Origin of the sequence: Nitrosomonas sp., assembly GCA_031316255.1 — a bacterium.
Taxonomy (GTDB): Bacteria; Pseudomonadota; Gammaproteobacteria; order Burkholderiales; family Nitrosomonadaceae; genus Nitrosomonas.
Genome location: JALDQW010000001.1, coordinates 2,964,272 through 2,975,812, shown reverse-complemented (window position 1 = coordinate 2,975,812; position 11,541 = coordinate 2,964,272). Strand labels below are relative to the sequence as shown.

At 43.4% G+C, this 11,541-nt stretch carries 7 protein-coding genes; 1 reads left to right on the top strand and 6 read right to left on the bottom strand.

The features are described from left to right. Positions 1–1,038 precede the first annotated feature (1,038 nt). The gene (locus MRK00_13255; GenBank protein MDR4518339.1) at positions 1,039–2,985 is read right to left on the bottom strand and encodes a glycosyltransferase; all 1,947 of its coding nucleotides are present in this window, start codon (positions 2,983–2,985) and stop codon (positions 1,039–1,041) included. Positions 2,986–3,095: 110 nt separating this feature from the next. Then, positions 3,096–4,589, bottom strand: coding sequence for a glycosyltransferase (locus tag MRK00_13250; protein ID MDR4518338.1), 1,494 nt, complete (start codon positions 4,587–4,589; stop codon positions 3,096–3,098). A 208-nt stretch (positions 4,590–4,797) separates the two neighbouring features. On the opposite strand from MRK00_13250, the gene MRK00_13245 reads away from it, so the two are divergent. Beyond that, a complete protein-coding gene (locus MRK00_13245) occupies positions 4,798–5,946 on the top strand; it encodes a hypothetical protein (protein ID MDR4518337.1) in 1,149 nt (382 codons plus the stop codon). Positions 5,947–6,226: 280 nt separating this feature from the next. Here MRK00_13245 and MRK00_13240 read toward each other — a convergent pair whose 3' ends face one another. The 4 genes from MRK00_13240 to infB form a co-directional block, all read right to left on the bottom strand. Beyond that, positions 6,227–7,015 carry a DUF4157 domain-containing protein gene (locus MRK00_13240; GenBank protein MDR4518336.1) on the bottom strand — a complete coding sequence of 263 codons (789 nt, stop codon included), beginning with the start codon at positions 7,013–7,015 and terminating at the stop codon, positions 6,227–6,229. 272 nt (positions 7,016–7,287) lie between these two features. Then, on the bottom strand, positions 7,288–8,250 hold the full coding sequence (truB, locus tag MRK00_13235; GenBank protein ID MDR4518335.1) for a tRNA pseudouridine(55) synthase TruB: 963 nt from the start codon (positions 8,248–8,250) through the stop codon (positions 7,288–7,290). 93 nt (positions 8,251–8,343) lie between these two features. Beyond that, positions 8,344–8,712, bottom strand: coding sequence for a 30S ribosome-binding factor RbfA (gene rbfA / locus MRK00_13230; protein MDR4518334.1), 369 nt, complete (start codon positions 8,710–8,712; stop codon positions 8,344–8,346). Positions 8,713–8,751: 39 nt separating this feature from the next. Further along, positions 8,752–11,463 (bottom strand): translation initiation factor IF-2, encoded by a 2,712-nt coding sequence (gene infB / locus MRK00_13225; protein MDR4518333.1) that lies wholly within the window; start codon positions 11,461–11,463, stop codon positions 8,752–8,754. Positions 11,464–11,541 lie beyond the last annotated feature (78 nt).

The following is an 11,541-nucleotide window of genomic DNA, read 5'->3' as shown; positions in this document are numbered from 1 at the left end:
TTCTTCATGTTTCAAACCAGGATAAGCCCTTCTATCTGCTAACACCCTTTCAGTCTGATATTAACTAGCATCCGGCAATATCAGATTGATGGAGTACGCATGCGCATCAATTAAGACTAGGCTGATTTTCATTTCAAAGGCTGTACTTAAGTACAATTGACTTTCCTCTCGCAATATCCATACCAGAATTCATTAAACCCACCGGTTTCTTCAAGTTGAATGTTTCAGCAGCCGATCGGAAATCAATTGAATGATTTGAAAAAAACTACAGAGGAAAGCTGTTTGAATAAAATCTTTTAATCCAAACAGCTGTCACAGGATGATATTCATAACTCCCCATAACTATCTGATGCAGTACAGAAATGACAGCTTAACAACATGTGTCAACAACGACTTATGTTTCCTCAAATTATCCTTCGTATAAGGCAACAACTTGCGGTTAAATTTAGTCAGAAAAATTTTATGGCGTTTGTTTTGAATTGCTGGAATTTTGCTATAACCCGTCCAACAATAAAACTGAAAGTACAGTTATGTAAAAATTTTCGACACTTTTTACATAAATAATGCGTTATTTTTTGAAAAAATTGAGATTTTTATTTTTGTGAAGTCGGTTCAGAAAACTGAAAGAATTACCATTTTACATAATTTTCATTATATTTATAAAGTGTAAAATATTTCGACACTATCTTGTATTTTGCCGCGCACAGGTTTTAATAATCGTATTCAATTTAGCATATCTTTTGCACGGTTAATTAACACTATTATCACCTTGTTTTTATTGATGAATATAATCCTGGTGATTGCTGAAATTTGATGTGTACAGCATCTATTTTTTCAGTAACAGATAATGTGTGTGTCGAAATTTTTTACAGTTCTTGTGTTGATAGCAAGAATAAGGAAATAATCCTACTGAAATCACATGGTCTATAACTGGTTTAACCCGTTGTTCACCAGAAAATTTTTTTGCTGACAGCGCACACCTTTTGTATTTCAACTTACCCGCAAACCAAGATTTTTAGTGTTATTACACTGAAACTCTTATTTCCGATCATAGTAAATGGCATACAATTTGCGCGTCACATTACGGTTAAACAAACGGTTTAAGCGGAACACAATCACAAGCTTGAGAATTAACCAGACACGTTTAAAGAATCCTTGGCGCCATTGCCGCGCGGAGTTATGGATACCGCTATCCAGCAATACAACACGTCCCAGTTGCATCATGCGCAGACTGAGTTCGATATCTTCCATCAGCGGATAATCGGGATAGCCACCCATTTTTTGTATGGCTGCAACACGGAAAAACTGGCCCTGATCCCCGAAACTTGCACCCCCCAATGTTGCGCGTGCATCGTTAAGCATTTCAATAACCAGCAGTTGTGCACTTTCAGTATTGAAACGCTGTCCTACTGCGCCGCCAATGACATCCGGGTTCAGTGTTAAAACGTTCAGGATTTTTTGACTGACATTATTGTCACAAACACAATCGGCATGAATCACCAGCACGACATCTGACCGCGCTACCTCAACACCCGCCCTGATCTGAGCACCCCGCCCTGTTTCACTGTGTACAACACGAATATCCATTGCCGTTGCAATGGCAACAGTTTGATCGGTTGAACCGCCGTCACACACAATAACTTCATCTGCGGGCGGCTTTAAATTTTTCAGCGCCAGCAAGCATGGTTTAATTGATTCGCCTTCATTGAAGGTAGGCACAATAACCGCGAGTGTTTCGGGCTTTCTCCAGATAACATCCTGTCGCAGTCTTCGCATAAAAACCATCCGCAGTTCGTAAATCAACACTAACACGAATGGCAACCATATCACCCACATGGCCCATACCGGCAATAACCAGTCTTCTCCGCGTTCAACGCTATAAACAGAAGTAAAATAAGCGCCACTGGTAAAACTCAACATTAACCAGGATAATCCAGGATAGAGCACGACGAATGGAATAACCCAAAGGATATACCAGTAATGTACCACGGGCGAGCACAAGATCAACGCGGCTATTAATAAATAGGCTGCCCTGGTCGGTATTTTAATCGCCCATATAATCCAGAGCGAAATCATGCCAAATAATACAATTGTGATATATGTAGCCCAGGCGGTATCGCCATTTAACAGATAATTAATCGATCCGTGTATCGGCCCGTTAAACGCGTTCATTCCGCCAAAAGTCCACAGACCATGAAATAGCCCCGGCAAGGTTTCAATAAAGAACAGTGATGGCACGACCAATGGAATAAGCAACAGCCAGCTATAACGCCACCGGCAATGCCATAAATACAATGGCACCAGTACTATGGCAATAATTTTCATTTGAATCGAAATTCCCAGCCAAAGCCAAGCCCATGCATACGCATTCCTTTGCGCGTATAAAACCGACAACATCATTGTCAGTATCAACAACACATCAAAATGCGCTTCTCCGGCAATAGCAAACAAGGTTAGCGGGTTTATTGCATACAGCAAGACATTGCGTACATCCATCCCGTGCCGCCAAAGCAAAGTCATCAACACGCCCATGACACACAAATCAGCGATAATAAACAATACCTTAAATGCCCATGGTGTATATGCAATGCTGCTGACTGCGGCAAAAATCAGTTCGGCGAGCGGCGGATATGCAGTCAGTTTATCCTTGTGGTTCATCCGCTCCCAGTAACCATCCCGATATTCATAATAATGCGCATGATCAGCGGGAAACTGATACGGACTTTCACCTGCGGCAATGATTTTCCCTTCCCAAAGATAGCGATAAATATCGTCTGATACGGGTACGCCCATCATCATGATTCGCGCAAACAGCGAAACGAATAGAATCAATCCTATTTTCTGTGTTGTACTTAAACCATCAGGAAAACTCAGCCAGGCACCAATGAATCCAAAAAACAATACACCGTATGAAACAAGCATGACGGAAGCTTTATAACTGGCTGCCCAGGGCGTCCAATGCAGCGCACCAGCAAATAGAATCAATACCAGTGAACATAAAAAGAGCGTCAGCCGGGCATTGTGCATTATTTATGGCGTTGACAACAATTAGGACATTGGCTCATAGATCTGGTAAAGTGGTTCTTAATCAAAAATCACGAATACCCTTTTTCCAAACCTTCCTTAAACGAATGTATACCGATGAGTAAAAACCCACAGGTATAAATCAACAAGAACGGTCCAACCATATAGTGTTTGGCCTCAATATAATAAAAAAAACTGACCGCACAATAGAGTCCCAACAGAATTTCAAACAGAGGCAGCACAGGCGCGTTTACGCTGTACAAACGATGGTATTTGGAACCGGCAGCTTCACTACCGCCGCTTTTGGGCGTACGTACAAAACCGCTTTTTATTTTAAACACCGCTTCAAATACCGCGCGGGTGTTGGACAATGCGATGCCAACACCGACACACATCAACACGGGGAGAAACAACAGTTTCTTCAAACCGGACCGGGTCGCAATCTGACTGGTTACATACAATGTACTCGGGCCACAAATCGCGACCAGAATACAGAACATGCAAATAACCATGACTTGCCAGGGCACTTGAACATTCAGTGTCAATAACACGGGTAAAGTCAATAGCGATAACAGCGTCATGATCGGATGAATGCTGTAATGGGTTAAATGCAAAAAAGCCTGAATTTTGGCCGTCATACTGGCCTGCGAACGCATCACCTTGGGATACAGCTTCATGGCTGTCTGGATGGACCCCTTTGCCCAGCGAAATTGCTGACTTTTAAATGCGGTATAGGATTGCGGCAATTCAGCGGGTACAACGACATCCGTCAGAAAGCCCGCACGCCAGCCAACCAGCTGGCAACGATAGGACAAATCCATATCTTCAGTCAATGTATCGGCCTGCCAGCCACCGGCATCTTCAATCGCAACCTTTCGCCAGATTCCTGCAGTTCCATTGAAATTCATAAAGAAGCCATTAAACGCGCGTGCGCTTTGTTCGATCATAAAATGGCCGTCGATACCAATGCTCTGAGCCTGGGTCAGCACAGAATATCCGGCGTTCAAATGCCCCCAGCGCGCCTGCACAAAAGCCAATTTTTCATCTGCGAGCAACGGTGCAATCATTTGTTTCAAATAATCCTGATTCGGTACAAAATCGCTGTCAAAAATTGCAATCAGCTCCCCCTTGCACACCTGCAAACCTTCCGCGAGTGCACCCGCCTTGTAACCCTGCCGATTATTGCGCCGCAATACACACACATCCTTCCCGGCTCGTCGCAGCGATTCTACAACCGCATCAACGATTACTGTTGTATCGTCTGTAGAATCGTCGAGAATCTGAATTTCATGTTTGGACGCAGGGTAATCCATTTCAGCAACCGCGCGTATTACGCGTTCGGCAACGTTTGCCTCGTTATACAAGGGTATCTGTGTGGTCACATGCGGCAGTATGGATTCATCTGCAAAAAGCGGTTGCGCCGAATCGATGCTTTCACGCATGCGCTTTGATATTAGTGGAAAGGTTTTCCAGAAACGCCATACCATGTAGTAGCAATTCACGCCATATATGAACAATGTCAGAATACACGCGACATAGGCTGCTAATAAAATATTTTCTGTCATTGGACAATCATAATCAATGGCAAACGAAATGTATATGTATTGGATAAATCCAAAGCGCGCATTTTAGCACCCCGGTTGCAAGCAACGTATTCAAGTGTTTTCTCACCCAAAATCGGGAAAGTATCTGATTATTCTATGTTAAAATTTATACAGATGTTTTAGATGAACCATCCTAAAATCACTGCGCTGCATTCTGGACAACAATCGGATGAAAGAAAATCACTGGTGGTTTATTTCCTTTTTTGTATCGACTGTACTGCTGATTATCCTGTCGGGCCTATGGACACAGATGGATGCACATTTTGTGGAGCCGACCAAACTTGTCAGCGAAAAAGCTACTGACCAATATTTGAAAGAAAACTGGGAAAGCAAGCTTGAAGATCTCGGTTATTCAGATCAACCAACGCTGAAAGTAAAGACTGGCATATATATCCAGTCACTGAAATTTTTCAACTCCTCTGAAGTCGATATCACCGGTTATATCTGGCAGCGGTATCGGGATGGCATTCACGATGCCATTAAACCGGGACCATCGGAAGTCGGTTTTGTACTGCCTGAACAGGTTAATTCAGGAAATTCGATTACGCCACGCGAAGTATACCGGGAACATATTAATGGCGAAGAAGTCATCGGCTGGTATTTTGAAGCCACAATCCGTCAGCCTTTTGAATATAAACTCTACCCTTTTGATCATAAAACCGTCTGGGTACGCATGTGGCATTACCTGTTCTCAAAAAATATAGTACTGGTTCCCGATTTTGAAGCCTATGCTTCAACAGAACCTCACAGGACTTTTGGAATTGAAAAGAATATCGTGCTGGGAACTTGGAACCGGGAGAACACTTATTTTGATTATAAACCTTCGAGTTACGATACCAATTTTGGTATTTCCGACTATATCGGTCAGACAAATTTTCCGGAATTACACTACAACTTTGTAATTAAACGTAAATTTGAGAATGCATTTATTATTTACCTGCTGCCAGTCTTGCTGGTTGCCACCCTGCTGTTCGCAGCATTATTGACTGTCAGCAAAACACCGGATCTGGTCAGCAAGCATGGTTTTAGCACCTCGGGCTTTATCGGTGCTTGCTCGGCATTATTTTTTGTTGTCATGCTGGCGCATATTCAACTCAGGGAACAGTTTTCCGGCTCTGGAATTGTCTATATGGAATATTTCTATATTCTCATGTACGCATACCTGGTGGTTGCGGTTGTTAATACATTTCTATTTTCGATGGGTATCGCCAAATGGCTTGGAATTATCCATTATCGCGATAATTTGATACCCAAAGTTGCTTATTGGCCTATAACATTAACAACAATTATTTTAATTACAATTGCGGTTATGGACTAGGAGCTGTTCTCAATGAGTGAACTGTTTCTGCTGGCACCCATTTTGGGCCTCAGCAAGGCAGAGTGAGCGTTGTGTAGTCGCTCTACATGAGCGAATGACAACACTGCGGAGGACCAAAATGGGCCCAGCCCAATGGGTTGTCCCTGAAATGGTGCCATGCTGCGTTATTCGTCGCTTATTTGGAATAACCAAACCACGCTTCTCATGCCTTGCCTGACACCATTTCAGGGATAACAGAAATAATTCACACATTGAGAACAGCCCCTAAACGACACACCCATTAACGTCGTTCGAGTCGTTCTGCGGGTGAAAATGCGGCGGCTTTTTCTCCCATTACATCCGCTTCCTGTTCCAGATTGCGGTCATCATTAATCGGCACTCCTTCTTTCATTTGCATCGTCGGCTGCACTCTTCCTTGTGCCTGTTGGACAATATGCCAGGCTTCATGTGGCAAGTGTTTTTCCTGCCCGGATGCGACATGAATATCGGTACCTTGCGCATAAGCCAGCGCATTCAGTTGCGCCGGCTTCTCAGAATTATAATGGACTCTGACATTATCCATGGAAATGCCTGAAAGTGATTCAATGCCGGTTTTAAGATTGTCCGGCAAACCCGTATTGTTCGGCTTATCGGCAGAAGCTTCTCTGAATTGTACCGGATTCGCGACAAACCTGCCTTGAAGCGGTTCTTCATCCTCAACCATTCGTTGAACGGATTCAAATTGACCTTGCAGAGGTTCCTCTTCTTCCATGCGCTGCGCTGTTTCGAACCGGCCTTGCATCAATTCTTCTTCGGGCGCACTTTGTAACTGGACTGCTGAATTGCCAATGGATTCGTATATTTTTCTCTGTGCAGTCATGCGTGGACTGTTATGAATTGCGGCGACATCTTTTTGCTGTGCAACCATTCTTGGACTGGTATCAATGGTCTTAAATATTTGTTTTTGTGCAGCTGATTCTGAACGACTATCAATAAGATTTAATGGTTTGTTAGCATATACAGATTTCCCAGTATCGAATCGTGCGTGTTGCGCATGATGTTCAGCCTCAACCTTTAATGATTTCTTCATGCCACCCTCCACTATTTAACAAATTCAAGCGCCAATTAATCGCTGTGCTGGTGCTGGTCCAAATTCATTTCACAATCAAAATACGGCGCTTGCCGCATAGGTGTTAATCCTGCCCATCTTTTTCATTTTATTTGTACCGCTCAAAACAAATATACTCTGGTTCCGGCAAAAAATAACCTCATCACTCATATGATCATACTTGCCCTGTCATGCAGTTTTTAAAAATTCATTTGCGAGCATACGCATCGCAGATTGCCTGCTATCCCATTGCGCTACAAAAACAATGATTTTCCCTGATCGTGATTGTTCAAATAGGTTCCCGACAATAACCGCTTGGGTTTTAAGGTTTGATCAATCGAGATTTCACCCAATCCAAGAAATAATTGTTGATAGTATAAACGCACAGTTTTAGCTTGCTGCGATTCTTCAATATTATCGCTTAATTCGAGCTTATTAGACAGAACGCGTCCTTGCAAAATATTTTGCGCTTCTTTTTTTGCCAGTGATAAAAAAGGCAATTCATGCAAAACACTATCTATAGGCAACAAACAAATATCACGATCCGCCATGCCCAATTCCTTGAGCATTTCAAGCGTTTTCGTCTGGGACAGATCGAAATGGCCAATCGAACTACGGCGCAAACTGATCAGATAGGCGCATCCACACCCCAATGCCTTGCCGATGTCCTCTGCCAATGTACGGATATAAGTACCCGTCCCGCACCTGACGGTAATCGTCAGTTCATTACCGACCAGCGACTTAATTTTGATTTCATGAATAAAAACAACTCGCGGTTGACGCTTAATGGCCTTGCCCATTCGGGCATAGACATATAATGGCTTGCCCTGATGCTTTAAAGCGCTATGCATCGGAGGAATCTGCTGCGTTTCTCCAACAAACTGACGCAAAACCGATTCACAGTATTGTACAGTCAGGTTTACAGTATCGATATCCGCCAGCTTTACGATTTCACCTTCCGCGTCACCTGTTGTGCTTTTGTAGCCCAATCGCAGTACTGCTTCGTAGGTTTTGTCGGCTTTTAATACTATTGAAGTAAATTTGGTCGCTTCACCCATGCAAATGGGCAACATTCCGGTTGCCATGGGATCAAGCGTACCTGTATGGCCGGATTTGGCTGATGCATATAAATACTTGACTTTTTGAAGCGCCTGGTTTGAAGTAAGGCCATACGGCTTATCTAATAGCAACACTCCACTGATACTGCGTTTAGACATATTAGAGAAAAACAAAAAAGAGCGAAAGATTCAACTTCCGAACATTCTTCTGCGCACTAAAGTCGCTGGGTTCAAGTTTTATTTGACCTATTTCTAGTTATTATTCTTGTTCTCTTGCGCAACCGCCTCATCAATCAGCCTGGATAGGTACGCACCTTGCTCAATAGATTTATCGTATACAAATATCAATTGCGGCACGACGCGCAATTTTATTCTTTTAGACAAGCTTGAACGTAGAAATCCATGTGCTTTTTCCAGTCCTTTTTCTAACTGGATATTATGCGCCTGATCACCTAATGTGGTGTAAAAAACTTTGGCGTAAGCATAATCGCGGCTCACTTCCACTGCTGTAATTGTAATTTGATTAATCCGCGGATCCTTGATTTCATGATGCAATAAATCTGCAAGCTCGCGCTGTATCTGATCGGCTACGCGCAGCGTACGGGAAAAATCTTTAGGCATTGGGTGAATAATTCCGATCGGGGTTGACTGCTAGGCGTGTTAAATTGTGCGCATTGTTTCAATGACCTCATACGCCTCAAGTTGATCGCCGACTTTCAAATCATTGTAATTTTTAAGAGAGATTCCGCATTCAAAGCCTTCCCTCACTTCTTTCGCATCGTCTTTAAACCGTTTTAAAGAATCCAGTTCGCAACTGTGCATGATTTTTCCGTCACGCAGTACGCGTATCAACGAATTTCTTTTTACTATACCTTCCAGAACATAACATCCTGCGACCACGCCCACTTTCGGAATTCGATAAATTTCCCGTATATCAACAAGCCCAAGAATATTTTCTTTTCGATCAGGTGCCATCATGCCCGATAATGCAGCTTTAACCTCATCAACAGCATCGTAGATGACATTATAATAGTGCACATCCACGCCACTCGAAGCAATCAGCTTACGCGCACCGGCATCTGCACGCACGTTAAATCCAATTACTATAGCCTTCGATGCCAACGACAAATTGATATCTGATTCTATAATCGCGCCCACACCGCTGTGTATGATGTTTACTTTAACTTCATCGGTTGAGAGTTTCTGTAACGCATGTGCCAATGCTTCGCAGGACCCTTGGACATCGGCTTTGATTATCAGGGAAAGTACTTTGACATCTTCCTGCTGGTCAAAAATATTCTCCAACTTCGCTGCCTGAAGCTTGGCCAGTTTGACATCGCGATATTTACCTTGCCGGAAAAGTGCGATCTCCCTCGCTTTGCGTTCATCATCCAGAGCAATCACAACATCACCGGCATCGGGCACTTCTGACAAACCATGTATTTCGACAGGAATTGAAGTACTTGCCTGTTTTATTTGCTTGCCATTTTCATCATTCATGGCACGCACTTTTCCAAATACTGCACCGGCCAAAAGTACATCACCGCGTCTTAGCGTACCCGACTGAACCAGAATTGTCGCGACTGGGCCACGGCCTTTATCCAGACGTGATTCAATAACCACGCCTTTGGCGGATGTTTTCATCGGCGCCTTGAGTTCTAAGACCTCAGCCTGTAACAGAATCCCCTCAAGCAATTCATCTATACCCTGACCTGTTTTAGCTGAGACTTCAATAAACATGGTGTCGCCACCCCATTCTTCCGGCACCACTTGATTCGCAACCAGTTCCTGCTTGATCTTTTCAACATTGGCCTCTGGCTTGTCTATTTTATTCACTGCAACAATTAACGGGATTCCGGCTGCTTTTGCATGATGAATCGCCTCGACCGTTTGCGGCATCACACCGTCATCAGCAGCGACCACCAGAACCACAATATCGGTAATTTTTGTACCGCGCGCGCGCATCGCAGTAAATGCTTCATGACCGGGCGTATCCAGAAAAGTAATCATGCCATGATCGGTCTCAACATGATACGCGCCAATATGCTGTGTGATTCCTCCTGCTTCACCACCTGCTACGCGTGAACGGCGGATAAAATCCAACAACGATGTTTTACCGTGGTCCACATGCCCCATAACCGTAACAACCGGAGCGCGTGGCTCCATTTCCGCTTCAGCGATAAGCGATTCAGTATCGACAAGAAAAGCTTCGGGGCTATCCGATGCTGCGTATTTAGCGACATGGCCTATTTCTTCAACAACAATCATCGCAGTTTCCTGGTCCAGCATTTGATTGATTGTGACCATACTGCCCATATTCATGAGAATCTTAATAATATCAGCTGCTTTGACTGACATTTTTTGAGCCAGCGCACCCACTGAAATTGTTTCCGGCACAATGATTTCTCTTACAATGGGTTCAGTCGGCGCTGAAAAACCATGTTCATTCTTCGCCTCAAAACCACTTGATTTTTGTTGCTTATCGCGACGAGCACGCCACCCTTGGCCACTGGACATCTCATCGTGTGTCTTAACGCCGCGTTTACGCGAACCTTCTTCTTTCCAGCCTAATTGTTTACCCTGCTTTTTCTTCTTCTCAGACTTTTCGGTTTTAACTTCTTGTTTTGGGACAGGCTTGCGCTCAGTTTCTGCTTTGGGCGATTTGGCTTGGGATGATTCCGCTACTTTCTCAGGGGCAGCCTTAATCTGTTTTTGTACTGCTTTCTCGGCAGAAATTTTTTCCTGGTCGACTTTTTCGACTACTTCACTTTTGTCTTCAACAGTTTGTTCGTCTTCCGTTAAAGTGTGCTCAGGTGCCTTCGCAGTCTGTATTTGTTCTGTAATTTCTGCCGCAGGAGCTTCAGTCATGGCTTTTTCTTCCGCCAGCGATTCAGGTTTTTTACGCGTTTGTTTGCGTTTAACTTCCGCAGCTTGACGCGCGATTAATTCTGCTTGCTTTCTCGCTTCTTCTTCACGTAACGCCATTTGCTCGGCATCAACAACAGGTTCTGCGGCAATGCGTCGTTTCGTTTTAATTTCAGTTTTGATAGATTTATCTTCACCACCTTCATCAAAAGACGGTTTGGTAAATACACGCTTTTTTCTTACTTCAACCTGAATGGTGCGCGCTCGACCCATACTATCAGATTTGCGAATTTCCGAAGTTTGCCGGCGTGTTAAAGTAACCTTATTTTTCGTTTCTTTAGCACCGTGTGTTTTTCTTAAATAATCAAGTAACTGAGATTTGTCCTGTTCAGTAAGATTATCATCCGCCAACAACTTGTTTACACCAGCCGCTTGCAATTGTTCAAGCAATACTGTTGGTAACAATCCTAGTTCATTTGCAAATTGTTTTACACTTGTTTGCGTCATTTATAACCTTCCAAACCCTTCAACACTTAAAAACAAAGCAATTGATGCATTGCAAAGATTTTTAAAAATAAAATCTAT